The organism is Leptospira yasudae (assembly GCF_003545925.1).
GTDB classification, from domain to species: domain Bacteria; phylum Spirochaetota; class Leptospiria; order Leptospirales; family Leptospiraceae; genus Leptospira; species Leptospira yasudae.
The window spans coordinates 58,768-84,795 of sequence record NZ_QHCU01000004.1 but is presented as its reverse complement, the minus strand read 5'-3'; the positions used below and the strand labels follow the sequence as shown (position 1 = coordinate 84,795).

Below are 26,028 nucleotides of genomic sequence, written 5' to 3'. Positions count from 1 at the left end.
TCAGTTCCTTTCTCCAAAAATAGCGCTTCCGATTCGGACGAAGTCGCTTCCTTCTTCGATCGCGATTTTATAATCTCCGGACATACCCATGGAAAGTTTTCCTTCGGGCATATACTTCTTTCGGATGTCCGCGAGTTCGCGAAAGACTTCTCTCGTACGGATCGGATCTCCGTCCGAGGGTCCCATCACCATCATTCCTTCGAGTTTGCAAAACGCATTGGATAGACTTTCTTTTTTCATCAGCGTTTCGATCAGTTCTTTTTTTCCGAAACCGTGTTTCGTATCTTCCTCGGTCAGGTTCGCCTGTAGAAAATAACGGATCGGTTTCTGTTCCTTATCCGCGCGCGCGAGAAGTTCCTGCACCGTCGAGATCGCCCCCACTCCGTGCGCGTACGAATATCCGGCGAATAACTTGCGTAAGGTGCCGCTCTGAACGGGGCCGATATGGTGCAGAACCAAGGGAGAATTCTTCGTTTGGATCCATTCGGAAAATTTTTCGAGTCCTTCTTGGATTCGATTTTCTCCGAAATGAAAAACCCCGCCCGCGACCGCTTCTTTCACTTTGGAGAGAGGTTGGAATTTGGAAACCGCGATGAGGACCGGCGGATTTGCGGGCCTCAGTTTTCGAATCTCTTCGTTGATTTCCTGATAACGCTCTGCGATCCCCATGTCATTCTTTGGTTTTTAATTTTTCCATTTCCCGTTCCAACTTGCGAACCCGTTTTTCCAGGCTTCGTTTATCGGACTTTTGCGTTTTGTGTTTCTTTTTAGAAGGCGATATACCGAGTTTTTTCTCGAGCCGATCCACTCTCGTTTCCAACGAACGAATCCGTTTTCCGGTTTTCGAGGCGGAATGTTTTTTGAGTTTCGATTTCTTGGAAGAACGCTTTTTAGAAGTTCGATCGGCTTTTGTTTCCCAATCGTCGCGATCGCGGGATTCGCGGACTTTTTCCTTTTTGGATTCTTCGTCCTTGTAGGCTGGGGAATTTTCGTCTTTCGGCGGAGTCCATTTGTCTTCGGGAAATTTTTCACGCTCTGCTTTTTCGGAAGAACGGGATTTCTTTTCTTCCGGCCATTCTTCCTTGAGAGATTTGTTTTCCTTTTCTTTGGATGGCGCGGTTTCACGCTGCATCGATTCCCGTTCTCCGGAGAATTCTCCACTTGTAGGAGCTTTTTTTTCTTCGGTCGGGAGAGTATTTAGATCGTTGGGAGAAATCGGCGGTTCCGAATTCATCTCCGGGCTGAGAATGACCCGATCGGTTTTGGAGTTGTTCGAGACTTCCTCGCTTTCCTTCTTTTTGAGAAATCGGGAGATATCTTCCCGAAAGAGATAGCTGTAAACGATCAAAGATCCCAACAGCAATACTAAGATTCCGGAAAGTATGATTTTCAACTGGTCTCGTCTCATGATTGTACCTGATTCAAATATCGGTTTTTTCTCTCTGTTTTTAGTCTCATTTTCTCCGAATAGAATCCTGTGAGAGAGTTCTTTTCCGTGCGAACCCGATTCTTTTTCTGCCTTTTGGGGGCTTGTCTCGCGCTCGAGTTCGCTGCGGGTCCGCTTTCCTCCGCGCCGGTAAAACGGGACGAAGACGAAATCAGCCGTGTTTTGATTTTAGAAAAGATACTCGCGGATTGGAAACAATACAATCTTTTTCTGGTGGACGCGTTCGACGGCGCGAGGCCTTGGGAAATTTACAGAGGGGTTTCGTTTTTAAACGAGATCCGTTTCAATTCTCAGATTCCGTCCAACCAAGCGTTTCTCAAAGAAAGGGAATCATACCCTTCCCTTTCTCCCGCAAACGATTATCGTTCGATGATGGTGCAGACCTTTTTTGAAAACCCGAAACACGCCCATCTGGAAATCCGTCCGAAAGAAAAGATACGCCTTCCGATCGGAACTCCCACGAGAATCTTTTTTTGGATGTATGCTTCTTCGCAAAACGCGAGATTGGAACTCGTTCTGCATCAGCACAAGTCCAAGGAAATCGTAATCGACCTGGGCGATTTGGCCTTTGACGGTTGGAAACGAATCGAAAAGAAGTTGGAGATTCCCGGAAGAAACATTCGGTTAAACCGAAGTCTGCGTTATCCGTTCGAGATCGCCGAACTTCGTCTGATCCCCGGACCGTTTCAGCAAAAGGGAGAATTCGTTTTTTATCTGGATCGTATGGGAATCCTCGTGGATACGAGAGACGAAGCGTATCCCGGCGCGGAGATCAAAGATAATTGGGGTACTGGTTTCTGAAGAATTCCGTCAGCTCGGTCGGCGTCTTCGGATTAAACTGAAACGTATCCCATCCCATATATCCGGCGGCTTCCACGTTAGTCGCATTGTCGTCGATCAACACGTAGCGCATATCCGGAAAATCCGTTTGAATCCACTGAAAGTATTCTTCCGCAGGTTTGCGGGTTCCGAGTTCGCAGGAGAAGTAGAGCTGATCGAAGTGGGAGAAGAGTTCCTGCATTTCGGGGAATTTATGAAATTCCTTATACCATACCGAGTAATTGCTCGCGAGTACGAGTTTATTTCCGTTCGCCTTGAGAAGTTGAACGATCTTAACGGTTTCTCCGATCAAACGGACCTTATTGAACATGAGCGCCTTGATTTCTTTCGGATCGGGCAGATCCCCGTTTCTATATTCGGGCAGATAAAATCGTTCGAAAAATTCCGCCTCTTCGATCCGGCCTTTTTCGAATTCCACGAATGCTTCTCTTTCCCTTCCCTGGATGAATTTTTCTCTCGATCCGCTAGGAAGTATTTTATAAAGTGCAGAATGAAAGGGATCCTTGATTAGGGTGTCCATCAGATCAAAAGCAAATAAAACTCCGCTCATAAACCTATGATTTTTCTCTACCAAATCCTGACGATCTTTCTTCTCGTCTTCCTCGTTCCGTTCCTTCTCTTATTTCCGTCCGCCCGGCTTTTTTTTGCCAAACGTTCGGCGGATAAGAAACGAATTCTATCCAAAAACTTGGATCTTTCGGGAAAGCATACGATCTGGTTGCACGCTGCTTCGGTAGGAGAATTGGATCAGTGTCGCGCTCTCGCTTTGGAATTTAGAAAGAAGGACGCATCGACGTATTTGATCCAATCCGTTTTTTCGGAAAGCGTGCGCGATTCTCAATTGGAAGCGTTTCCCGCAGACGAAACCTTTCGTCTTCCGATCGATACTCCGTTCGGATACGACTGGATTTTTTCCCGTTTTCAACCGAAGGTTCTCGTGTTGATGGCCTGGGACACTTGGCCGAATCTGATCTTGTCCGCAAAACGTTTCGGCGCCAAAGTCGTGTTAGGTTCCGCAGTAATCGGCGCACGCAAACAAGGATTGACGGGACGATTGACCAAGGCGGTCTTTCGTCATCTCGACGGAATTTATCCTTCGCACGAATCGTTTTACGAAGCGTTTCGCGCGTTGGTTCCGAAAAACGTTCCGGTCAAGGTCTTGGGCGACACAAGATTCGACTCGGTCTTGAAGAAGATCGAAGATAATAAAAAGGAATTCAAAAAACCGAAGAATTATCCGTATTCAAAAATCATACTATTCGCATCCACCTACGAACCTTGCGAAGAATTGATCGTCTCTTTATACGAACTTCTGCGCGAAAAAAATCCCGGATTGTTAAACGAATTCGCGTTTTGGATCTTTCCCCACAAAACCTCGCCCGATCGAATCGTTTCGATCGAACATCGTCTGCAGGACGCGAAGATGGAATATCAAACCTGGACTTCCACTCCGTACGAGACGATGACCGCGCAGACGATCGTATTCGACGTGTTAGGCGTTTTAGCGTTTGCGTATCAAGCGGCGGAATTCGCCTATGTCGGAGGCGCGCTTCACAATCGGGTTCATAACGTTTTGGAACCTGCCACGTTCGGTTTACCCTTGATGACCGGTCCGAAAATCTACAATTCTCCCGAGGCGATGATTTTGCAAAAGACCGGCGGCTTGTTCATCGTTTCCAACCCGGAAGACATATTCCAAGTTTTGAATCTTGCGGAATCGGATTTAGAAACGATACGAAAACGAAACCGAGATTTCGTCCAAAGCGGACGCGGTGCGGCAGAAAGGTTGTTTGCGGAAATCAAGGGATTGTTGTAGGGGAATTTGGTCGGAGTTCCGACGATTTTTTCGTGAAACGACTGCCCCACCCGGATTTTGGGTGGTGGGGTGCGGTGGTGGGAAGATTTCCGAATTTTCTCCCTATCAGAAAATCATACATTTTGCAAGTAAAATCCGCCTCAACGAAAATGTAGGAACTCCCACGTTCTAAGTAAAACAGCGCCGCTACTGAATTTGAAGGAGGCTTCTGCGAAACGCAAAGAAAGTTCCGATAATCCATCGTATCGTATGTTATATACAGCGCATATACGCTATTTACAATATCCGCACATACTTTACAAAAGAAATTTAAACTCTTACTCGACTCTGTAAACAAATTGTACTTGAAGCAGAGTAAAATTTAACGATTGTTCCCCTGTCAATGAAGGACAAATAAAAATATTTTCTATCTCCGAGCGAAAACGAAAAGTAACCCATAAAATATGCAGAAAAAAAGATATAACTTATGATTATTTATCATTTATGGGCAAATCTAAAATCAGGAATTCGCGATATCGATTGTGTTAAAAGCCCTAGGCATATTTATATCAATTAAAAAAAACGATGGCTTGTCGAATCTTATAGAATTGCACGGTTAGTACGAAGAAACTCAGGATTAGGAAATCCTAAGTTTTTTGAATTCCTTGTCACCATAGAATTTTTTCTAAAACGTTGAATTGATCCTGAAATCTAAAATTTATTTCCTAAATTCAGTTTTCCAGTCTAAGAAATGAAATTCAGGAATACAAAAAAATGAAGAAGTTAATCCCATTCTTAATTTTAATTAAATCTTTTTCAATGTACGGGGAAACTAAAAAGGTGCGATTTTTCGGAACAGCAACGGATCTAAATTCAGGAAAAATTCTTTATTACGATCATCACGAAGAGGTTTGGGAAAATGGAAACCATTCCTTTTCAACAATCCAATATAAGGACCCGAACGGAAGAGTCTTTGCGAAAAAGAAAATCGAATTTTCCAAAAATAATATGATTCCGGATTTTCAATTGGACGATCTCCGTGACGGTTACTTGGAGGGAGGCTCTTTTTTAAAAACGGGAACCGCTCGACTATTTGCTCGAAGGTCCTTCGAAAAACCTTTGGAAGAAAAGTTAGTATCTTTTTCGGAGCCGGCATCGATGGACGGGGGGTTCGATTATTTTATTAAAGTCTATTGGGATGCACTTTTAGAAGGCAAAACGATTCGTTTTCGCTTTTTAGTCCCCGTAGAAAAGGACTCCTTTGCATTTTCCGTTTCCAAAACCAAAATTGGAGATTACAAAGGCAAACCTGCCCTTTTTTTAAGGATGAAAATCGACAACGCACTCTTTTCCGTTTTCGTGAAGCCGATCGACATGGTCTACGATATGGATTCGAAAAGGATTATGGAATACAGAGGAACCTCAAACATAAATAACGAACAAGGAAAAAGTCTCAACGTGAAAATTGTATACGATTTTCGATAATGTCCGCTTTCTAAAAAGATTTTCTTCGGTTTCAGCCCAAATGAATCGTTTCAGGAGGACTTCTGTTTTTTCAGAATTCTTCTACAATCGTATTGAGAAGTATCCAAAGACAAAAATCTACGATAATTTAAAAGATCTTAAGATACGTTTTCACTCCAACGCCGGTTCTCATAAATTCTAACCGCCATTTTTAGATGGAGAAATATAATCACCAACAGAGGAATAAAAAACCTTTCCAGGCCCCTTTGTTACCATATCTAAGAATACCGATTCCAATAGGATGCTGCGCCAATTCAAATCGGTGCGAAGAAATAACACATTCACTTTTTTGAAAATCCCTGAAAAAACATTAAGTATTCATAATGTAAAATTTTTAACATAAAAGGCGAGACGCTTTTCATATTTTTCGAGATCCTACTTCTGAATCAAAACGAAATCCGCACGTAGCCGAGGAAATTTTGTCTCTTGAGGTCAATAGTCTCCCTTCCCTATTTTCAATAACGTATATTTCAGTCACCGAACGCGCGCAGGTTGACCATATCTTTCCGATCAAGATCATCATTCAATTCCGTCCCCTTCGATCCTTCTCTTCAAGATTCGTAAAATCGAATTTTGAATGTCCCGCATCAAAAAATCTCCCCAGAGGGACGCGTAAAAATTGAAGCGCGTAGACAAACGATACTTGCTTCGCAGATGAAGAACGACGCTACGTTTCTTCGAGTTCTTTAAAATTTTATCGTATTCTAATTCATATTCTCCCTGCAAAGCGTCGAAATACGCGCCTCCGGGAACGACGTGAGGGTCAAGCGTAGTGATCGGAGTCAGATTGGGATCGGCTTTGATCTCGAATTGTAATTTGTGATTCGGATTCCACTGAGTGATCGTCTCGTAAAAAACGAGTCCTCTTTCGAACCTGGCCTCTCTGACTCCTCCGATTCCTTCGCGAGAAAGAGTCGCTTCGATCGGTCTTGGAAATCCCATCGTATAAAAAAATCCGTCCTCCGTTTTTTCGAGCTCCGGAATCCGAATGATATTTTTCCAAATCGTTTCCGGTTCGGATTCGATCACGATCTTCGTTTCCACGAAGCGGATTTCGTTCGGTAATTCCCAATAGGATTCAAAATAACCGGACACAAGAGGTAAGGAAAGAAGTGCGAACGCGGCAATGAGATTTACTCTATTCTCGGGAAAGACGTAAAACCAAATTCCAACCGCAATCCCTCCGATGCTTGCAAGCACAAGATAGATCGGCAATCCCATGATCAGACAAATCAATCCTTCCCAGTCGACGAGGATCGCAAACAACAGGGAGAGAACCGTAGGAATCCACGGGAAAAAGATATGATACAGAATCGATCGCGGCTTTTCCCTTTCGGCTCCGTAAACCGCAAGCACCCCGATCACGAAAGGGAGAACGAACACTCCTCCATACGCCATCGTTAAACCGAAGTCCTTCAACGATTCGATTCGGAGAATCCATTGGATTCCTAAGGCATACAACGCGGGAAGAACGGCAGGAAGGAGAATCGATCGTAACTTCATCGTTAAAGAAGAACAGATCCGATCCGGATCGACAAGGAAAAAAGTGTTATGACTTTGTAGAAGTTCCTACAAAGTCCCCCGTAAACGAGCCCCACCCTAATTTTGGGTGGAGGGGAGAGGCGGTGGGAAAAAATGGGAGATTTACCTATAACAGAAAATTCAACTCTTGTAAAGTGAAATAAACTCGCACGGGCATTGTAGGAACTCCTACGAATCCGCATTCACCGAAAAATTCCGCGCCAGGGATCAAAGCGATGCATTCACGAACGACCCAGTTTGAGTGAATGCAGTCGGAACGACTGGAGCGAAGCGGAATCGCGGCGAGCCCGGTCTTTCCGATTGAAAAATCGGAAAGAGGCGCCCATAGCCCAAAATTACGATCTATAGGAGGCAATTTACCGAACCCTTTCCCGCATAAGAACTCGAATACCGATTCCATTCGGAATTCGCAAAATAAAAAAGGCCCTCCCGCTTTCGCGGAAGAGCCCGATTTCAAGAAATTCTAATTTAGAAATTCTTAATGGTGAAACAGTCTCATCAAAAGTCCGCCTTGCTGAACGAAAAATTCCGCAAACACGAGGCTCGTGATCGCCATCAATTTGATGAGGATGTTGATCGAAGGTCCGGAAGTATCCTTGAACGGATCCCCGACGGTATCGCCCACTACGGCAGCCTTGTGTTGATCGGAACCTTTTCCACCGGCTTTCTTCTCGATGTATTTCTTCGCGTTGTCCCATCCCCCGCCGGAATTTGCCGCGGAAATCGCAAGAACCACACCCGCAACGAGTGCGCCCGCGAGAACACCCGCGAGAGTTTTCACTCCGAAAAGATATCCAACGAGGATCGGAGTCAAAAGAACGAGTAATCCCGGAAGAATCATTTCACGCAGAGCCGCAGTCGTGGATATATCCACACAACGTTTGTAATCCGGCTTGTTCTTTCCTTCCATGATGCCCGGGATCTCGCGGAATTGTTTACGAACCTCTTCCACCATGTCGACCGCAGCCTTACCTACGGACTTCATCGTCATCGCGGTAAAGAGGAAAGGCAACATCGCTCCGAACATCAATCCACCGAACACTTCCGCGTTCAGAATTTCGAGACTGGTCGTATGAGTTCTCGTGATAAACGCCGCAAAGAGCGCGAGAGAAGTCAAAGCCGCGGAACCGATCGCGAATCCTTTTCCGATCGCCGCAGTCGTATTTCCCGCCGCATCGAGCGTATCGGTTCTATCACGAACTTCTTTTCCGAGTTCCGCCATTTCAGCGATCCCGCCCGCGTTATCCGAAACAGGACCGTAAGCGTCGATGGTCAACCCGATCGCGATCGTGGAAATCATTCCAAGAGCCGCAATCGCGATTCCATACATTCCCGCAAGTAGGTTCGCGGTCACGATCGTGATTACAAGAAGAATCACGGGAATCACGGACGAATGATATCCGAGAGCCAATCCGTAAATGATGTTGGTCGCCGCACCGGTGTTAGACGCTTCGGCAACTTCTCTTACGGGTTTGTAAGAATGAGAAGTATAATACTCGGTTACGATTCCGATGAACATCCCGGAAAAAAGACCGACTACCATGGAAATATAAACATCCCATTTCGTGATCGTCTTTCCAGCGATTTCAAAAGAATCCACCATGAATGTGTTCGTTACGAAATACATGATTCCCGCAACGAGAAGAGTGGAAACCCAAAGCTGAACCTTGAGAGCCGATTCTACGTTTCCGCCTTCCTTCACTCTTGCGAGAAAGCTGGTCAAAAGAGAAGCGGGAATTCCGAACGCGGAAATCAGAAGAGGATACAAAAGCGCGTCCACGGAACCGGAAAGCGCCGATGCGGTCGCACCGATCACGAGAGCCGCGCAAGTCGCTTCCGCACAAGAACCGAATAAGTCGGCTCCCATTCCGGCAACGTCGCCCACGTTGTCTCCCACGTTATCCGCAATCGTTGCGGGGTTTCTCGGATCATCTTCCGGAATTCCTTTTTCCACCTTACCGACTAAGTCCGCTCCCACGTCCGCGGCCTTGGTATAAATCCCGCCGCCTACGCGACCGAAAAGAGCCACGGCGGAACCGCCCAGACCGAAACCGGCCAGAGATTCCATAAGAAAGTGTTTTTCAATATTCGGGTGCATTCCCGTAAAAACGAGGAAAAGAACGATCATTCCGAGGATCGCAAGACCCACGAGACCGAATCCCATCACCGCTCCGGAGTCGAACGCGACACGGAACGCTTTGGACATGGATGTCTTTGCGGCTTCTGCGGTTCGAACGTTCCCTGCGGTCGCGATTTTCATCCCGATAAAACCGGAAAGACAGGAGATCAAAGCCCCGGAAACAAACGCGATTGCGGTATGAACTCCGTCGTTAAAGCCTTCCGTGATCGGATTGTCCAAAAGAAGGACGATCAAAACCGCCATAAAAGCGATGAATAGGGAAATGACTTTGTATTCCCGAACGAGGAAGGCCATTGCGCCTTCGGAGATGGCGGAGGAAATTTCTAAAAGTTTTTTCGTTTCTTTTTCGTTACCGCCTGCGGCGCCGACTTGGATGCGGACGACCTTCAGGGCATACACTACCGCAGTAACGATCGCCAAAATAGACATGGCGATAATAATCGTAACTGAATTCATTCAGTGAAACCTCTTGTTTTTTTTCAATGTTCCGATGTTTAAAAAGATGGGAAGAATTCTACCTGACAGACTGCCTGGGAAACTACTATCCACTTGTTTCTTTTTTTTACTTTGCACAGGTTATTCAACGCTCTATGGGAATTCAACCTTTTCTTACGGGGAGTTGCTCCGGCAGGCCAGGGAAGAACTCGGCCGCCTCCGCTACGACGAAGCCCTGCAAAAACTCGAAATCGCAAATTCCCTTGGAAACAAAAAAACGGCGACCTACTACGAGATCGAAGGAAGAGCCTGGATCGGCAAAGGTGATCTCACAACGGCGATGGAGAGTTTTGAAAAGAGCCTCGCCATCGAACCGGACAATTCGGTCCTTTGGATCGAAATCGTAAGCGGTTATGAAGAATTAAAAAAGCCCGCAAAAGCCTATCATTTCGCAAGACTCAGCCTTTCTCAGAATCAGGAGAATCCCATTCTTCGTTACAAGATTCTCGTGTTGAGTTCGAGACTGGGAAATTTAGAATATTACAAAGAAACGTTGCGCTGGATCGAGGACAACAATCCGTATCAGAACGATCTGTCCGCGATCGAAGCCGAAGTGAACACTTCGTACGAAACCGGAAAAATCGACGAAAGCATCGTAAAATGCAAAAAGTTCCTCCTCTACTTTCCCGAAAATCGATTCCTGCACAGGATTCTTCTTTTATGTCTGAAGAAAAAAAAATCGGCCGGGCTCGAACAAGCGCTCTTGGATCGGGCGGCGATCTTTCGAAACGAACCGATCTTCGCTTACGAATCGGCGCTTGAATTTTTGCAGAACCGGAGATTCGTGGAATCGCTTTCTATGTCCAGACGAGCCTACTATCTAACCTTGAAAAAGAACGGACAACCTTCCAAAGAAATTCTTTATCCTCTTCATAGAATTTACAGACAACAGGGATCGGTCGTAGATATACAGGCGATCGAGATTCTTCAAGAAATCGTAGAGACCGGGAAAGAAGCGAACGAAACGTTCCTCGACGCCAAACTCAAACAAACTGGATTCAACCGCGAACTCTTGTTATACGCTCTTTTTCAACTGCGAAAAAAACCGAGCAAAACTTCCGAACAACGATCGAACGAATGGAAATCCTTTTTCGCAAAACTCCGAAAACAACAAGAGGAAGAAGACTTATCCAACATCATATCTCCGTTCACATACGATACGGAAGAATCCGATTTTTTATCCGAACGTTAAATTCTAAAACTCGATTGTCAGACTATTGTCAGCGTTTGATTCTTTTATAAAGAATCAAATCGGATATTTTTTCCTAAAAAAGGGAATTTACTGTCGTGGAATCAAGGTCTTTCGGGATATAATTTCGCGGAGGATTCAAGATGGCTCGATTCCAACTATTTTCAGATCCGAGGATTCCGATTCGAGTCCCGATCCTATTTCTTCTTTTGTTCGTCTTCCAATGCACCGGAGTCAACATACTCAATTCTCCCGTGGGATCGGAAGAGATGAACACGAATCCGACCCCCGCTTACGGAAGACCTTCCCTCGAGCTCTGGTATAAGGGAGGATTGATCTTTCACAACGAGTCCATTCCGCACACGATCAACGGAAACGCGCGAAGCCTGGAACGCGGAGAATCCTGTTCGAGATCGGCGCTCGCCCTTTTCGCCTGGGGCGACTCCTCCATCCGAAACGCATCCCGCAAAGCGAATATTCAAAAAATTGCACATATTGAATACGAACACACTGCGATCTTAGGAATCGTCTATCATAGTTTTTGCACGATCGTAACGGGAGAATCCGCGACCGCTCCGGCGGTAAAGGTTAGGGAAGAAGTGAAAGAAAAACGGATCAAACAAAAAACTCCGACCATCACCGAAATCAAACCCGAAGGAGACAAATCGGACGAGGAGGAAAACAAATGAAAACGATCGTAAGAATTCTTTTCTGTCTTTTCCTTTCCTCCGTTTTCGTTCAATGCGCTTCCGGACCCGTGGGCGGCTTGTTATTCACGCACAACTTATATCCGGGAGAAATCAATCCGACGAATGAAGTGCGACAAGACGCAACTGCGGAAGGTTGTATTCACAACATTCTCGGCGTGTTCAGTTTCGGAGATGCAGGCGCCGGTTCGGTCGCCAAAAAGAACGGAATCCAAAGAATCGCGATCGTTGATTACAGCGTTCTTCACATTCTCGCGTTCGTTTACAGAAACCACTGCGTGATCGTAACGGGAGAAAAAGAATGAAACGGATTTTGAATATTCAAAAAACAGCGATTCTTTCCTGTCTCGTTTTCGCCGCCTCTTTCACGGGTTGTATTTCCACTTCGGAACCGGCTGCGGTCTTTTCATACAACACGCAGCACCTTCTCTCCAAAACGAACGGAAACATGATCTCCTCGGCCAAAATTTTGAAAAAGGGAGAAAGCTGCGCCTATGCGATTTCCCTTTTTTATTACAGCACAACGTATCGAGGACCGAAAAACAGCGTCGCCGACATCGCGAAAGAATTCAACATCGAGAAGATCGCCGTCGTAGATTATTCTTCCTTCAGTTTTTTGGGACCGGTCTTTTACAAAAACTGCATCGTCGTCTGGGGTGAATGAAGTTTAAAAAACACTTTACGCCTCAAGTCGATCGCGGATAACATCGACGCGGATTCTTTTATGAAACGCGTCCTTGTCGTCCTCCTCTCAATCGGATTGTTATCCGCTGCGTTAGGCTGCTCTTCCGAATATGTGGTCATACAGCCCTCTTTGAACGGAGAGGAAAAATCCATCGGCAGAGTACAGGGAACCGCCTGCGGTTTTTTGGGTTTTATCGTACCTTGGTATACGTTCTTCCCGATGACACAAAACTCGAAACTCAATCGAGCTTATTTCGAGGCGGTCAAACAAGCCCCCGGCGCTAAAGGACTCAAGAACATTCAAATCGAAGAATACTGGTTTTGGGCGGTAGCGGGAATGGTCCAGTGTATGACGATTTCGGGAGACGCGGTCCGATGAAGCTACGCCCCCTGCTCTTTTGTTTTACGTCGGTTTTACTCTGCTCCTTCTTTTTTGTTTCCTGTTTTGCGGAACCTCTTCTGATTCCGGAAAATAAAATCGTTAAACCGACATCCGTAAACAGCATCACCTATCCCGTATATGCGAAAGAATGCGGATTCGTTCTCTTGTTGGTGATTCCGATCGGGATCAACGGTCGTTTTGTCCGAGCTTACGCAAAACTCTCCGCCCAAGCAAAGGACGGTTTTCTTTCCGAGATAACTCTGCAAGAATCCTGGTATTTCGGTCTGATCGGAACGGGATATTGTACAACGATGACGGGTATGGTCACGAAAGAGGTCGTCGATGAAAAAAAATAGTTCATTCGGTTTGCGGCTTCTTACATTCGCGCTGTTGATTTCGTTTTCCGGTTGTATCGCGATCCGAGTCTACATTCCGAAACAAGGGACGGATGCGTTCGACATAGGAAATCTGGATACCATTCCTCATTTGGCGATTCCGCATCCCAATCCGCATTTCGAAATCAGCGAAGCTCCGCATCTCGGCAATGCAACCTTTGCGCGTCGCTTACCTTCTCTTTTCTTTTTAGCTCCTGAAAAATTGGAAAACGAATACGGTTCCATCGGAGTACTTCTCCGCCGCGAACTGGATCGAAATCGAAACGACTACAAAACGGACGGCAAATACAAAATTTTCGTCAAAGACTTCGAACTCAAAACGGACGATCATTGTTTTTCGGGAAGCGTGACCGAGGTAAAACTCGCGATAGAGGTGACCGATCTTTCCAAGAATGCGAGCGTCTTGGATTTTCAATATGTCGATTCCATAGAATCGAATGTGACCGATTGTAATTTTACGTTGGCGACGGCCACCATCGTCGGCTGGCTGATCTATATGCCGTATTTGGGATTTCGAGGAAACAGAGAAGATCAGCTCAACCAACTCGGAAGAACCGCCTTATTAGAATTTTCTGAAAAACTAAAATTCTCCCTGCGGAAAAAAACGGAACCCGCGACTTCCGAAACTAAAAAAGGGATTCCGACACGATGAATCCGATCTTAAAATTTTTGAGCGCCTTTGTTCTTTTAACCTCGCTGTTCGCTTCGATCGGCTGCACCTATTCGATCGAAAAAAAATACGTCTACGCAAAACCGTATTATCCGAATCAGAATTACTTCGATGAAAACAATCCTCAGTTCGAAGAGGGCGAGCCTTACTGGCTTTTGGACTTTTTAGGAAACGTTTTCGGCGTTCTTTCCAAACTCATTCTTTGGAACCGCAAGATGAGCAATCACCGTCTTTCCGAAGAGACTAAAAATTATCTGAAAGATTATATTCGGGAAAACAATCTGAAGGACGTCAAGGTTCGTTTCAATCAGTACGCGCCGATCGACGACTTGGTCCAACTTTGGAAATCGGATTCCGTTCATCCGATTTTGAAATATACGGTGGGAATTTTTAACTGGGCCATCGGCGTGATTCTTCCCGGAAGACTTTTTGCCGGATTGTTCAACGGAGATCATTACAACCCCTATTCGAATACGATCAACCTCTACAGCGATCTTCCTTCCGTCGTTCTTCATGAGGGTGGACATTCGAAGGATTTTGCGCTTCGGAAATACAAGTCCTTATACAGCATCGGCTATTCGATTCCGTTTTTCGGTCCCTTATATGCGGAAGCACGTGCTTCGGATGATGCACTTCGTTATCTGAGGAACAAATGCGATCTGAAAAACGAGCTCATCGCCTATCGGACGTTATATCCCGCCTACGCGACGTATGCAGCCGGACCGATTCTCGATTCGGTCGGCGAGCTTGTAGGTTTGGCGGCTTCGATTCCCGGACATATCGTAGGTTATCGAAAACAAAAGAAAGTGGAGCAGGAAGAAATTCCGGAGTGTAAGATTTTGGAAGAGATGCGGTGATTTTTGGGACCGCGAAAGAAAATTTCTGCCGTCGATCTAAAAGATTTCTTCCGAAGCGAACTCGAATTCCGTTTTAAATCATCCATTTATTTTGGTTTCGTTTCGAATTTTCAAAAGTATTTCATTCTATAAATCCGGTGTCCGAAATCTTTTCGAAAACAAATTGACAGCTCCGCTAAAAAGAGGGATCATCCTTTTTCGCACAAAGGAGTAAAATCGTGAAAAAAAGAATCTCCTGGACCCTTCTAGCACTATCTTGCGCTGCTTTGCTGAGTCCGCTCTCAGCCAAAGATTATCACGTTGCAGGCTGCGGATTAGGTTCCTTAATTTTTAAAGAGAATAAAATGTTACACCAGATTCTCGCGTTGACTACGAACGTAACCGGCTTTCAAACGATCGGCATTACGATCGGAACTTCCAATTGTAAAACCGACGGACTTGTGAAAACCGAAAAAGTTCAAGAAGTTTTCGTAGCGGTCAATTATTCTTCCTTGGAACAGGAAATGGTAAGCGGGAAAGGAGAGAAGTTAGACGCTCTTTCCTTGCTCCTCGGTTGCCCGTCCGAGATGAACGAAAGATTTTCAACGCTCGCACAGAATCGTTATTCGAAGTTATTCGTTCCGAACGGAACTCCTGCAACCCTTCTTGACGGAGTCAAAAACGAAATTCGACAAGACGAAGTGTTGGCTTCGGCTTGCAAAATCTAAAGGGAGAAACAAGAATGAAATCGAATCAGAAAATCATATTAATTCTTCTTGCCATCCTTTCCCTTTCCTTTGCAAAAAAGGTGGAAGCGTACGGAGCCGCCGGATGCGGGTTAGGATCGGTCGTCATCACCGAAAATAAGGTGGTTCACCAAGTGATCGCGGCGACGGTAAACGGATTATTCTCTGGAAATCAACTTTTCGGAATCACCACCGGAACCTTAAACTGCAAAACCGACGGAGTAACCCAAAAGGAAAAAGAACGGGAAATCTTCGTTCACTTAAATTACGATTCTTTAATGTTAGAATCGGCTCAGGGTAAAGGAGAAAAATTGGAAGCATTCGCCTCTCTAATGGAATGCAAGGATACAAAGGCGCTCCTGGATCTTACAAAAAAGAACCATTCTTCCTTGTTTGCGAACGCGGACCCTTCCGATTTTCTCGTTAAAATCAAATTAGAAATGAGCAAGGATACGATCTTATCCAAAAGCTGTAAAATCTAATCGACTCAGGCTTCCGGAAACCACGGAAGCCTGTACAATAAATTCTAATTCTTGAATATTCTAAAACCTTTCCATTTTATTCCATTCTCAAACGACGTCCCAATTCTAAAAAACCGAAACAGATTCGTATTTTTTCTTCTTTCTTTTCTGTTTTCATTCTTCGCAATTTCTCCGGTTCTTTTTTCGCAGGAATCTGGAACCGCAACGCAGGCTCGACAAGAAACGATCGATTCTTATATTCAAAACGCGGAAACAAAAAAACTTCATTCCGAACGGTATTGGCTCCTGTTGCTGCATTACCGCAAATCGATCTTCGGAAACGAAAAAAGCGAGGTCGACGGACAAGATTTTTTTCTTTCAACCAACGGCAAATGGAACTCGAAAGATGAACTCACGGAAACCATTCGAGGATTTTTTAGAACACCGACACCGGAGGAAGTCGAAGAAAAAGTCTTACACCCTATGTGCAAATATCCGGAACGGTTTCGATGGCTGGATTCTCATTTGCATTTCGACAAAAACATACTCCCGCCTCTTCCCTGCACTCGATTCAACAACTGGATTACCGCGTTGAATCCTACGTCGATTCAGGTAATCTTCGCGTCCTTTTACTTAAACAATCCCGCGTCCTTATTCGGGCACAATCTCCTCAAAATCGGAAGTAAGAATCCCAATCGATCGGAAATCTTGGATTACGCGGTCAATTTTGCCGCGAATCATTCGCCGGAGGACGGAAGTCTTACGTATGCGGCCCGCGGACTTTTCGGCGGATATCCCGGCGCATTCAGCATCTTTCCCTATTACTTTAAAATAAATGAATATAATGATATGGAAAGCAGGGATCTTTGGGAATATGAACTTGAAATCGGGGAATCGGACGCAAGAAGAGTCGTGTCCCATGTATGGGAGTTAGGCGCTACCTACTTTGATTATTACTTTCTGGATGAGAATTGTTCGTATCACCTTCTTTCCTTATTGGAAATCGCAAGAAGCGATCTGCGCCTCCGAGAAGAATTCAATCTCTATACGATCCCTTCCGATACTGTGAAGTTGATTCTCGAAAAGGAAGGTTTTATCCGGAAGAAAAGCCACAGACCTTCTCTTTCATCCAAGATGGAACAGAAAATCCGGGAACTTTCCCCCGAGGAAAGGACGCGATTTTACGATTATATCTCTTCCAAAATTTCCCTCAAAGATTTGTTAAACGAATTCGAAGGAGAAAGATTATCGCGGATCTTCGACGCGGCTTTGGACGCAAAACGATTCCAAAAGACGTTGGAAAAACAGAGCCTCGACCAAGAACAGGAATATAAGAATCTACTGATAGAACGTAGCCGCCTCCCGTTTCCTCCGCTCCCGAATCAACCGCCCGTCTCCGCTCCTCCCGAGGAAGGACATGGAAGCGGAAGAATCAAACTCAACCGCGGCGCATCCGCGTTAGGCGGCTATACCGATCTTTCGGTCCGGGCCGCATATCACGATTTCATGAACTACGATAAGGGATTTGTTCCTTTTTCCACGGTCGAATATTTTTCGATGAATCTGAGACAATACGACCTACAAAAAAATCCGCACTTAGAAGAATCCAGTTTAATCAAAGTTCTTTCCTTAGCTCCGGTAACACCCATTCAAACGCCGTTTTCTTTTTTGATCGACGTGGGAAGCGATTCGTCCATGATCCGATCCGCATATTCGCCGAGAAATCAGATCGTGTTTCTCCCTTTCTTATCGGACCCGACGTCTTTGAGCGTTCTCCATTCCGTATACGAAGACAAAAAAGAAAAACGGGAAACAGCAACCCGAGTTGCAAACTTCAACACGGACGCTACCCTCGGTTATTCCTTTTCGAACGCGGATCGGGAAAATTCGTTCTCTTGGGTCGTATCGTTTCAAGCGGGAGGAAAGGCAAGAGGGAACGGCTATTACCGCGAAGGACTTTTGGTCGCGCCTCAGATCGCGTTTTTCGGAGCGGTCGCTTATCAAAAGTGGAAGTTCGGTTTAACGGCGCAGTATTTCGCGTTCTCGATCTACGGTTACTTGGACGACTTCAAAGTCGCACCGATGTTCGCTTATGCACTCTCCCAAAACTGGGAAATTCGATTGGAAGGAAAATTACAAAGATATTATGAAGAATTTCAAGTTTCCGCGGCGTTCTTTTTTTAAAACGATTCCGTTTTCCGTTCTTCTTTTCCTTTCCTGTTCCTCCTTGTTTTATCAACCCACGCAGGAACGATACTGGAATCCGGACGCATTCGGTTTTTCTTATAAAGAAGAGGACTTTCATACGATGGACGGAGAAACTCTCAAGCTCTGGAGGATCAGTCCGAAACACGAAAAACCGAAAGGCGTCATTCTTCAATTTCACGGAAACGGAGAGAATCGAACGAGTCACTTTATCAGTCTCGTCTGGCTCGTAAACCAAGGGTATCAACTCGTTACCTTCGATTACAGAGGATATTTGGATTCCACAGGATCGGCGGAGCGCGAAAAAATCCACGAGGATTCGGTCGCTCTGATTCGAAAAGAATTAGAATTTTCTAAATTACGGAATCTTCCTCTCATCGTTTACGGGCAAAGTTTGGGAGGCGCGATCGCGGCTCGGGCCGTATCCGAAATCGAAAACAAATCCGGAATTCTTCTTTTAGTTTTGGACGGAAGTTTTGCAAGTTACCGTCAGGCGTTTCGAGGAGTTCTTAAAAACATATTCTTCACTCCGATCGATTTAATTTTCGGAATCTTTATGAACGACGACTTAAGTCCCGGGGAGACAATTCATAGAATTTCGCCCGTTCCCATCTTGATCGTCCATGGAACGGCCGATCCGATCGTTCAATACGAAAACGGCTTGGAATTGTTTCGACTTGCGAAAGACCCGAAATGGTTTTGGGAAGTCCGGGGCGGCGGTCACGTGGATTGGATGGCATTGGGAAACTCGAGAGAATCTAAGAATTTTCTAATATTCTTGGATTCTTTCGTTCGGAATTTCAATCCGTAGAATCCGGATGTCGATCCATATGATCCGCTTCGATTAAAAATTCGAGGGCTTGTTTCGCGCTCAATTCCTTAAAATAAAGTTCGGGGAAGGAAAAAAAGGATTCGTTAAAAAGATAATAGTCCACAAAACAGATTTTATTCTTTTCCAAAAAAAGAATCTTCTCCTCGCCTCTGGATTCCAAACGGTAATAACCTTCCTCCATATCCAACCGGATATATTCGCCTTCGTCTAACGCAATTTCACGATACGGACTCGGAACGGAATTCTGAAACGAACCTTCGTATTTGGAAATAAGTATTTTCTGTTTCCAAAAAGCCAAAGGAACTCTCGAAGGTCTGAGCAAATACAGAACCGCAGCCGTCGGAGATTCTTTTTTCAATCGGATGAATTTGGATTTCTGAGATCCGCAGCCGCTCGCGAACATCAACAAAATCACCGCAAAAAGCGGAAGCGTTCTTTTCATCACGCATCCACAGAATCCGTTTGAAAGAACGGATCAAGGACTATTTTGATCGGGGACAATCCGACAAATTCGGAGAAATAGATTTGGCAATCCGGGCCTCTCTTCTGAAATGGGAATTGCAATGAATATCGAACTTACGCGCGAACAATACGAAGCTCTTTTGAAATCCTTAGCGATCACCCGCTTTCTCTATCATTCCATCTTAGAGGAAGAAGAGCCCGCTCCCGATCGATTGGATTCGTATGACGCTTATGAAGATATGGAACAGCAGATTCTCTCTTATGCAAAGGCATTGGAAGTTTCTCACCTGGTCGCGTACGATAGCGAAGAAGAACTTCATTATCTCACAAGAGAGTTCGAAGAAAAGACGGATATCTCCGATCTGATCACCGAATATCAGGACAGCATCTTCTGGGATGAGTTGGTTCAGAGACTCGCGGCAAGAGATTTTATGAGAACCTACAGCGAATCCGAAATCAAGGGAATGGCGATCGAAGAGAGAATCGAAAAAGAAGCTCCTTTCATTTCCAAATACGAGGAGATCTTCACCGAGTCGGGTATCGAAACTCTCGAACTCAAGTAATCAAGTTCCGGTGGATTCGTAACGACGTTGTCCCTTCTTCCAGATAAACAAAGATCCGAAGAACAACAGGAAGCCCACGGGAAAATTCAAGTATATAAAGAAAGGATGAAATAGAGATTCGGAATTCTTCGCTAAAAAATAGTGAGCCGGATAAAAGTTCACGAAACCGAGAGGCAATAAAAAGGTAAGAAGGATCCGAATCGAAACGTTGTAGATATTCATCGGATACATCATAAACTCTCTGCTCGAAAATATGAATAGATGCACCAGAGAATAATTCTGGACCGCATAAAACGCGATCGACGCGATCGCGATCCGAATTCCCGCCAAAATCATCGCGCTCCCGAATACGGAAAGAAACAGCATACAGACCTTCCAAAAAGTCCATTCAATATTCGTAAACTGATTTGCGACCAGGAAGGTGACGATTCCCAACACGAGGTGCAAAAGCCCCGTGATGTCGAAGTGATTCATCAGCACCTGACCGATCGGAGAAAGAGGGCGTAAAAGATAACGATCATAACTTCCGTCCCTCACCAAGGAACCGAACTCGACCATTCCCGAAAAAACCGAGGCTACGATTCCCTGCGCGAAGATAAGTAAGCTGTATAAAAACGCGATTTCTCCCCGACTCCATCCGCCGATCGAGGAAAATCGGGAAAGAAGTATGAAAATCGTTCCCGCCTGCGCGGAATAATATACGAGTAATGTTACAAGATAAATCCAAAAACTCGCCTTATATTCCATGTGCGATTGAATGGAGGAAAGCGCGAGTTTGAAATATGTTTTGATCGATGAGATAGACATCTAACCTCCCGCTAGCTCCAGACGCTTCAAACCGGAAAGATAAACCGCGGAGGAAAGAGCGGTTAACGTTCCGATCATCAGACAATAACGAAACATCAGTTCCGAAAAGGACATTCCGTATTCTCCCGAAGTTAAGATCTGAGTCGGGTAATAATACATATATGGAAACGGCAGCCAGGAAGAAATGTTCCTCAAGAATTCAGGAAAGAGATCCAAAGGAATCACCGCTCCCGAAAACAAAGTAATCAACGCAAAATACAAAAGAAAGAAGGAGAAGATCTCCGTAAAATAGAACGAAAGGGACGAGATCATAAATCCGATCAAAAAGAAAATCAGAAACGCAAGGATATAAACGACGGCAAAGAGTAAGAATGCGTTCGGATCGGGAACAAAGCTGAGATCCAAAACGAAATAGGCAAGCAGCAGCAAAGGAAGCGCCCTCGAAAACAAATGATACAAACTGACTCCAATCGTATCCGCAAAAACGATCAACGGAAATCGGATCGGCTTTAAGAGATCAAAAAGAATCGTTCCGTTCTTGATCTTAGAAGAGATAAGTCCGTCCTGTCTTCCGAAAGAAACCTTGATCAGAGTGGAAAGAACCGCGTACAGCACGAGAGAATTCCGGTCCCTTCCTGCGCCGAATTCATTCGACGCAACCGATTGCCAAACGGAAGTGAGAATCGCAAGATACAGCACCGCGTTCAAAACTCCTGTAAAGTATTCGAGACGATACGTGGCCGATCTTTGGAACGCCTTGGAGATGACCTTTAAATACAGCATCAGGCTTTCCTTTCGCCGTACATCTGTTTGATGACCGCCGCGAGATCCGGTTTCTTATGTTTTACTTCCAGGATTTCGAAACCGGATTCTCCCAAAAACGATAGAAGTCGGTTTAACGATTCTCCTTCCTTTACGGTAACTTGAATCGAATTCGGGTTCCCGTTTTGGATCGAGTGAAATTCGGAAGGAAGTTTCAATGTCCCGTTTCCCTTATATCCTATTTCGACTACGTTATCCGTTCCTCCTAAATTGCGAAACGAATCCAGATCTCCGTCGAAATGAATCTTTCCGTGATCGATCAGCACGATTCGTTTCGCGAGCGTTTCGATGTCCTGAACGTCGTGTGTCGTCAACAGAATCGTAACCTTCTCTTCTCGATTGATCGTACGGATAAATTCCCGAACGCGTTCCTTTACAAGAACGTCCAAGCCGATCGTGGGTTCGTCCAAAAACAACACTTTCGGGAAATGCAGCAGACTTGCGCCGATCTCCGCCTTCATTCTTTGTCCCAAACTCAATTTGCGGACCTGCTGATGAAAGAATTCGTCGAGTCCTAAAAGATCGCGAAACATCTCCATTCGTTTTTTATAATCTTTGGAGTCGATTTTGTAGATGGACCGAAGCAGATCGAAGGATTCTCCCACGGGAAGATCCCACCAAAGCTGAGTCTTTTGTCCGAAAACAACTCCGATCTGTTTGGAATTTTCTCTTCGGTCCTTGGAAGGATCCAAACCGAAAATCGAGATCGATCCGGAATCCGGGGTCAACACGCCAGTCAATAATTTAATGGTCGTGGACTTCCCCGCCCCGTTCGGGCCGATATAACCGATAAATTCTCCCGGTTGAATCGAAAAAGAGATATCATTCACGGCATGAATGGTTTCCGGATTGGAATAAAATAACGATCCGAGGGCTCCGAGGAATCCCGGCTTTCGTTTCGATATGATAAAATTCTTTTTGAGGTTTTTAACTGTGATCAATGATAAAAAAGCTCCGCATTACAGATCTAAAAAATCAAACGTCGGTTTGGAAGGAAATCTAAAACCGCAATCGCATATATCAGACTGGATTCCTTCCGAAATAGAATAAAAAATACGACTCTGAAAATAAAAATGAAACTTCAACCTGACTTGAGCTTCAATTGAATCCGTTGATCGATTGAAACCGATCGGAAAAATTTCAACCCCCCGCTCCAAACAAGCGATTTACAGAGGCCTACGCGATTCTATCGTGACATTCATGGAAAACGATTCAAAGCCGCGGCCGCAACCCCCGACTCATGCCGCTTCCGTAGAAAGAATCGCTTCCAATCTTCGCGGAATTCTAATCGTAGAAAAAAACAAAATCGAAGTTCCCTATTCTCTTCCCGGCGACGCATACAACGTAACGCTTTTTAAAAAGAAACGGCGCAAACCGTCCGCCAAACTCGAATTGATCTCCCAGGTTCCGAGAGCCGTAGAACCGCGTTGTCCCGTTTTTACTCGTTGCGGAGGATGTTCCGCACAGCACATTCCTTATGAAGAACAATTCATTCTCAAAACGGCGAGTTTAGCGGAAAGTTATCGGCGCGATTTCGGAATCGAACCGATTCTTCTTCCCGCGAAAGAAATCTATCATTACAGAAATCGAATGGACTTTGCGGTGTTTCCGGGTCCGATCGTAGGTCAGAGAGAATCCGGTTCTTTTCGTCATATCGTGGACATCGATTCCTGTTTTATACAAAGCTCCGAATCCAACGCGGAACTCCAAAGATTTCGCGATTTGATTTCCCGATTTCCGCAACTGCCGTATGACAGAAAATCGGATGCAGGATTTCTAAAATACATAACTCTTCGAAAAGCGAAGAACACTTCCGAGCTGATGACGATTCTTACGTTCGTGGAAGAATTTCAAAATACGCAAGAGGAACAAGAATTCTCCGAAGCTTGTCTCGAAACGTTACGTGCCGATCACATTCTCTTTTGCTACAACCGCAGAAAGGGAGAGGTTTCGGCGATCGGAGAAGTAAAGGTTCTCCGCGGCAGGGAATCCTATTTGGAACTCGTTTCCGAAAAAGAATTCAGGGTTCCGTTCGATTCTTTCTTTCAACCGAATCCGAACGGTTTCCAACCGATTTTGGATTTTATCCGCGAAGAAATTCCATCCTCGTCCGAACATCTCATCGATCTATTTTGCGGCTCCGGTTTTTTCAGCAGGATCTTTGCGGATCGATTTAAGAAGATCACCGGAATCGATTCGATCGAAAGTTCTCTGGAAATTGCACGCAAACAAATGTCCTCCGATTTTCCGAATGTGGAGTTTTCCTATCTCCGTGAGGACTTATTCGCAAAAAAAGCTTCTCCCGGCTTGGACGCTCTCTTCCAAACGCAAGAAAAGAATTTTCTGATCGCAGATCCTCCGCGAGCCGGTCTGGGCGAATTCGTAATCGAGGCTTTACGAAATTCTAAGATTGCTTCGTTTCTGTATGTTTCGTGCAATCCCACCTCTCAAAAAGAGGATCTTTGGAAATTAAAAGATACGTTTCAGATTCGAAAAATTCTCATCACGGACCCGTATCCGCAGACTCCGCATCTCGAATCCGCCGCGCTTCTTACTTCCAGAACGGCATAAAACCCAAAAATCTCTGCAGGGATTTTCGAATCCCTTCGATATTCAAGAAGAGAGATAGACGTATCTCCGGGAATTCTTATGACCAGAAAACTAGTTTTACTTTTGATTCTTTCCGTCATTCTTTTGGAAGTCGGTTGTAATACCGTCATCATTCGTCCTTGGACTCCGCCCTACAAAAGCCGTTCGGTTCACGAAGTACGGGTTCTTCTCGGCAAGGCAGAAGGCGATCTTCAGATCCGCGGAGAAGGAATCATTTCCGTCTACGACGCGAATGATCTTCTCATTAAAAAAGGAATCGATATCATCTCTCTCGACGCTTCCCGTTTGAAAGCGCCGATTCGTTTTACGGGAGAAAACCCGGGTTTGGAATTCAAATCTCTAAAAGTAAGAGGTTCGATTCATCTGATTCCTCAAGGCCAAGGTCCGGCTCTTGTGGTGAACGTTCTTCCTTTAGAGGAATATTTGTACGCGGTCGTCCCTTCCGAAGTTCCGTACAGCTGGCCGATGGAAGCGTTGAAGGCGCAGGCGATCTGCGCGAGAACGTATGCGGTCCGTGAAATATTAAATAAAAAGAATGCACTCTACGACGTGGAAGCGACCACCAATTCCCAAGTATACGGCGGTTATGAAAAGGAACATCCATCCACGACAAAAGCAGTGCAGGACACGACCGGGGTAATGGCGGTTTACGAAGAAACTCCGATCCAAGCATTCTTTCATTCCAACAGCGGCGGTAAAACCGAAACGCCTGAGAACGTATGGGGCGGCAAAAGAATTCCGTATCTTTCCACGGTCGCATCCGAGTTCGACCGCGCGGGTGATAACTTTTATTGGAAGGAAACGATTTCAGCGGATCTCATCAATTCCAAATTCTCGAACTTAAAACTCGGTGAAATTCAATCGATTCAAGTTCTTTCCAGAACCGCTTCGGGAAGAGTAGATCTCATGGAACTTTCCGGAACCGAAGGAAATTCCAGAATCCGAGGTAAAGAATTCAGACAAGCCCTTGGAACTCCGGTTCGCTCCCTGCGTTTCGGAATTCAGAAAGAAGGAAACGGTTATCTCGTGAAAGGAATGGGTTCCGGTCACGGCGTGGGTTTGAGTCAATGGGGAAGTTTCGGAATGGCGAAAGAGAATTACAACTACGTCGAAATTCTCAGACACTATTATCCGGGAACCGAGCTGGCAAGAATCACCCGTTAAACCGTGGGAACTCCCGCCAAACAATGACAACGCCCGACTTGAAACGAATCAAAATCGCGAATCTTCGCAAGTCCTATCAAAGCGGAAAACTCAAAACGGAAGTTCTCAAAGGATTGGAATTGGACATTCCCAGTTCTTCCGTCATCACCTTGATGGGACCTTCGGGCTCCGGAAAATCAACTTTTTTGAATATACTTTCCGGCATCGATACGCCCGATCAGGGAGAAGTCATCGTCAACGGAAAGTCTCTTCATTCGATGAACGAACGGGAGCTCACGCGTTATCGAAGAGAGGACACGGGAATCATATTCCAATTCTTTCATCTACTTCCCTATTTAAACGCTCTGGAGAACGTCGCCGTTCCCTTATACATCTCCGGCATCGGCAAAGCCCAAGCCCGCAAAACCGCGGAAGAAGCCCTTGCAAAAGTCGGATTGACCGACCGAAAACTCCACAAACCGGACGAACTTTCCGGGGGGGAACAACAAAGGGTAGCGATCGCAAGAGCCGTTTGCAAAAATCCTTCCCTCATTTTGGCGGACGAACCAACGGGAAACTTGGATACGAAAAACGCGGAGAACGTCATTCGTCTTCTCGTGGATTTACAAAAACAAAACGGCTTCACTTTGTTCATCGTCACGCACGATCAAAAACTCGGTTCCCTCGGAGAATACCGTCTGAAAATGGCGGACGGAATTCTTACGGATTGA

28 protein-coding genes are annotated in these 26,028 nt (G+C 45.3%); 19 read left to right on the top strand and 9 right to left on the bottom strand.

The annotated features are described in order from the left end of the window. Both DLM76_RS12005 and DLM76_RS12000 read right to left on the bottom strand, forming a co-directional pair. Complete coding sequence (locus DLM76_RS12005) at positions 1-669, bottom strand: YggS family pyridoxal phosphate-dependent enzyme (RefSeq protein ID WP_118965338.1); 669 nt, start codon at positions 667-669, stop codon at positions 1-3. A 1-nt stretch (position 670) separates the two neighbouring features. Next, the gene (locus DLM76_RS12000) at positions 671-1,408 is read right to left on the bottom strand and encodes a hypothetical protein (RefSeq protein ID WP_118965337.1); all 738 of its coding nucleotides are present in this window, start codon (positions 1,406-1,408) and stop codon (positions 671-673) included. Positions 1,409-1,522: 114 nt separating this feature from the next. On the opposite strand from DLM76_RS12000, the gene DLM76_RS11995 reads away from it, so the two are divergent. Continuing rightward, on the top strand, positions 1,523-2,248 hold the full coding sequence (locus DLM76_RS11995; protein ID WP_118965589.1) for a flagellar filament outer layer protein FlaA: 726 nt from the start codon (positions 1,523-1,525) through the stop codon (positions 2,246-2,248). On the opposite strand, the gene DLM76_RS11990 is transcribed toward DLM76_RS11995, so the two are convergent. Further along, a complete protein-coding gene (locus tag DLM76_RS11990) occupies positions 2,220-2,837 on the bottom strand; it encodes an HAD-IA family hydrolase (RefSeq protein ID WP_118957833.1) in 618 nt (205 codons plus the stop codon). The genes DLM76_RS11995 and DLM76_RS11990 overlap by 29 nt on opposite strands. Positions 2,838-2,843: 6 nt before the next feature. Between DLM76_RS11990 and DLM76_RS11985 the strand changes: the two genes are divergently transcribed. Both DLM76_RS11985 and DLM76_RS21570 read left to right on the top strand, forming a co-directional pair. Then, positions 2,844-4,103, top strand: a complete 1,260-nt coding sequence (locus tag DLM76_RS11985) for a 3-deoxy-D-manno-octulosonic acid transferase (RefSeq protein WP_118965336.1) — start codon at positions 2,844-2,846, stop codon at positions 4,101-4,103. Between the two features lie 753 nt (positions 4,104-4,856). Next, a complete protein-coding gene (locus tag DLM76_RS21570; RefSeq protein ID WP_118957831.1) occupies positions 4,857-5,567 on the top strand; it encodes a hypothetical protein in 711 nt (236 codons plus the stop codon). 558 nt (positions 5,568-6,125) lie between these two features. Here the strand turns inward: DLM76_RS21570 and DLM76_RS11975 are convergent. Both DLM76_RS11975 and DLM76_RS11965 read right to left on the bottom strand, forming a co-directional pair. Continuing rightward, positions 6,126-7,109, bottom strand: coding sequence for a hypothetical protein (locus tag DLM76_RS11975; protein WP_246836102.1), 984 nt, complete (start codon positions 7,107-7,109; stop codon positions 6,126-6,128). A gap of 517 nt (positions 7,110-7,626) precedes the next feature. Beyond that, positions 7,627-9,744: a sodium-translocating pyrophosphatase gene (locus tag DLM76_RS11965; protein WP_118957829.1), complete on the bottom strand. Its 2,118-nt coding sequence runs from the start codon at positions 9,742-9,744 to the stop codon at positions 7,627-7,629. Positions 9,745-9,757: 13 nt separating this feature from the next. On the opposite strand from DLM76_RS11965, the gene DLM76_RS11960 reads away from it, so the two are divergent. The 12 genes from DLM76_RS11960 (at position 9,758) to DLM76_RS11905 (ending at position 18,869) form a co-directional block, all read left to right on the top strand. Continuing rightward, positions 9,758-10,975, top strand: coding sequence for a tetratricopeptide repeat protein (locus tag DLM76_RS11960; protein WP_118965335.1), 1,218 nt, complete (start codon positions 9,758-9,760; stop codon positions 10,973-10,975). Between the two features lie 140 nt (positions 10,976-11,115). Continuing rightward, positions 11,116-11,661 carry an adhesin Lsa14 gene (gene lsa14 / locus DLM76_RS11955; protein WP_118965334.1) on the top strand — a complete coding sequence of 182 codons (546 nt, stop codon included), beginning with the start codon at positions 11,116-11,118 and terminating at the stop codon, positions 11,659-11,661. Further along, positions 11,658-11,984, top strand: a complete 327-nt coding sequence (locus DLM76_RS11950) for a TRL-like family protein (protein WP_118965333.1) — start codon at positions 11,658-11,660, stop codon at positions 11,982-11,984. The genes lsa14 and DLM76_RS11950 overlap by 4 nt, the downstream gene beginning before the upstream one ends. Beyond that, entirely contained in the window at positions 11,981-12,343 is a 363-nt protein-coding gene (locus tag DLM76_RS11945) for a TRL domain-containing protein (RefSeq protein WP_118965332.1), read from the top strand. Before DLM76_RS11950 ends, DLM76_RS11945 begins: the two co-directional genes overlap by 4 nt. 60 nt (positions 12,344-12,403) lie before the next feature. Then, positions 12,404-12,742 carry a hypothetical protein gene (locus DLM76_RS11940; RefSeq protein WP_118965331.1) on the top strand — a complete coding sequence of 113 codons (339 nt, stop codon included), beginning with the start codon at positions 12,404-12,406 and terminating at the stop codon, positions 12,740-12,742. Next, complete coding sequence (locus DLM76_RS21885) at positions 12,739-13,101, top strand: hypothetical protein (protein ID WP_241548236.1); 363 nt, start codon at positions 12,739-12,741, stop codon at positions 13,099-13,101. The genes DLM76_RS11940 and DLM76_RS21885 overlap by 4 nt, the downstream gene beginning before the upstream one ends. Beyond that, positions 13,088-13,792: a hypothetical protein gene (locus tag DLM76_RS11930; RefSeq protein ID WP_118965330.1), complete on the top strand. Its 705-nt coding sequence runs from the start codon at positions 13,088-13,090 to the stop codon at positions 13,790-13,792. Before DLM76_RS21885 ends, DLM76_RS11930 begins: the two co-directional genes overlap by 14 nt. After that, a complete protein-coding gene (locus DLM76_RS11925) occupies positions 13,789-14,667 on the top strand; it encodes a hypothetical protein (protein WP_118957822.1) in 879 nt (292 codons plus the stop codon). The genes DLM76_RS11930 and DLM76_RS11925 overlap by 4 nt, the downstream gene beginning before the upstream one ends. 218 nt (positions 14,668-14,885) lie before the next feature. Continuing rightward, positions 14,886-15,374, top strand: coding sequence for a DUF3015 family protein (locus DLM76_RS11920; RefSeq protein ID WP_118965329.1), 489 nt, complete (start codon positions 14,886-14,888; stop codon positions 15,372-15,374). Between the two features lie 14 nt (positions 15,375-15,388). Next, positions 15,389-15,874, top strand: a complete 486-nt coding sequence (locus DLM76_RS11915) for a DUF3015 family protein (RefSeq protein ID WP_118965586.1) — start codon at positions 15,389-15,391, stop codon at positions 15,872-15,874. Positions 15,875-15,976: 102 nt separating this feature from the next. Next, on the top strand, positions 15,977-18,037 hold the full coding sequence (locus DLM76_RS11910; RefSeq protein WP_488165562.1) for an Lnb N-terminal periplasmic domain-containing protein: 2,061 nt from the start codon (positions 15,977-15,979) through the stop codon (positions 18,035-18,037). Beyond that, entirely contained in the window at positions 18,000-18,869 is an 870-nt protein-coding gene (locus DLM76_RS11905; protein ID WP_118965328.1) for an alpha/beta hydrolase, read from the top strand. Before DLM76_RS11910 ends, DLM76_RS11905 begins: the two co-directional genes overlap by 38 nt. Here the strand turns inward: DLM76_RS11905 and DLM76_RS11900 are convergent. Continuing rightward, positions 18,859-19,332, bottom strand: a complete 474-nt coding sequence (locus DLM76_RS11900; protein WP_118965327.1) for a hypothetical protein — start codon at positions 19,330-19,332, stop codon at positions 18,859-18,861. The genes DLM76_RS11905 and DLM76_RS11900 overlap by 11 nt on opposite strands. A gap of 121 nt (positions 19,333-19,453) precedes the next feature. On the opposite strand from DLM76_RS11900, the gene DLM76_RS11895 reads away from it, so the two are divergent. After that, positions 19,454-19,915, top strand: a complete 462-nt coding sequence (locus tag DLM76_RS11895; RefSeq protein WP_118957817.1) for a hypothetical protein — start codon at positions 19,454-19,456, stop codon at positions 19,913-19,915. Here DLM76_RS11895 and DLM76_RS11890 read toward each other — a convergent pair whose 3' ends face one another. Genes DLM76_RS11890 through DLM76_RS11880 form a run of 3 tightly spaced genes read right to left on the bottom strand, consistent with a single transcriptional unit; the run spans position 19,916 to position 22,485 of the window. Then, a complete protein-coding gene (locus DLM76_RS11890) occupies positions 19,916-20,722 on the bottom strand; it encodes an ABC transporter permease (RefSeq protein WP_118957816.1) in 807 nt (268 codons plus the stop codon). It abuts the gene before it with no gap. Next, complete coding sequence (locus DLM76_RS11885) at positions 20,723-21,505, bottom strand: ABC transporter permease (RefSeq protein WP_118965326.1); 783 nt, start codon at positions 21,503-21,505, stop codon at positions 20,723-20,725. It abuts the gene before it with no gap. Then, the gene (locus DLM76_RS11880; RefSeq protein ID WP_118965325.1) at positions 21,505-22,485 is read right to left on the bottom strand and encodes an ABC transporter ATP-binding protein; all 981 of its coding nucleotides are present in this window, start codon (positions 22,483-22,485) and stop codon (positions 21,505-21,507) included. Before DLM76_RS11880 ends, DLM76_RS11885 begins: the two co-directional genes overlap by 1 nt. A 259-nt stretch (positions 22,486-22,744) precedes the next feature. On the opposite strand from DLM76_RS11880, the gene rlmD reads away from it, so the two are divergent. The 3 genes from rlmD to DLM76_RS11865 all read left to right on the top strand — a co-directional run bounded on the left by rlmD (position 22,745) and on the right by DLM76_RS11865 (position 26,028). Next, positions 22,745-24,115 (top strand): 23S rRNA (uracil(1939)-C(5))-methyltransferase RlmD, encoded by a 1,371-nt coding sequence (gene rlmD, locus DLM76_RS11875; protein ID WP_118965324.1) that lies wholly within the window; start codon positions 22,745-22,747, stop codon positions 24,113-24,115. 78 nt (positions 24,116-24,193) lie between these two features. Further along, on the top strand, positions 24,194-25,318 hold the full coding sequence (locus tag DLM76_RS11870; RefSeq protein ID WP_118965323.1) for a SpoIID/LytB domain-containing protein: 1,125 nt from the start codon (positions 24,194-24,196) through the stop codon (positions 25,316-25,318). A 23-nt stretch (positions 25,319-25,341) separates the two neighbouring features. Further along, the gene (locus DLM76_RS11865) at positions 25,342-26,028 is read left to right on the top strand and encodes an ABC transporter ATP-binding protein (protein WP_118965322.1); all 687 of its coding nucleotides are present in this window, start codon (positions 25,342-25,344) and stop codon (positions 26,026-26,028) included.